Annotated in this window: 1 pseudogene; it reads left to right on the plus strand. The window is 25.6% G+C overall.

Annotated features, from left to right (window positions below):
* A pseudogene (locus DIU01_RS00410) lies at nucleotides 1–399 on the plus strand (hypothetical protein); the annotation flags it as partial.

The raw sequence follows: 399 nt of genomic DNA on the forward strand, positions 1-399 counted from the left end.
TATGGAATTATTTGGTTTTCAGCATCTATTTTTAATTATTTTATTGAAATGGATGAAGAGCAAAAAATACAATTTATCCAAAGATTAACAGGGAAATATTCTTTTGGCTTATGGTTACAGCCACTTTTTTGGGTTCTATTAACACAGTTGCTAAGAATAAAATTAGTTAGAAAATTTTTAATTTTCAGATTATTTATTTCCATCTCTTTTATTGTAACATTTGAGCGTTTTGTGATTTTTTATACTTCATTCTATAGAGATTATTTGCCAAGTAGTTGGACCATGATTGGAATTAGTTGGTGGGAAATGTTACTTTCGGCTTTAATTAAAATGTTTGAATTTACTCTAATAGTGTTTCTTTATAGGTATTTAAAAAATTCTAAAATCAAAAATCGTTAA

It is taken from the genome of Flavobacterium sp., assembly GCF_003525665.1.
Classification (GTDB): domain Bacteria; phylum Bacteroidota; class Bacteroidia; order Flavobacteriales; family Flavobacteriaceae; genus Flavobacterium.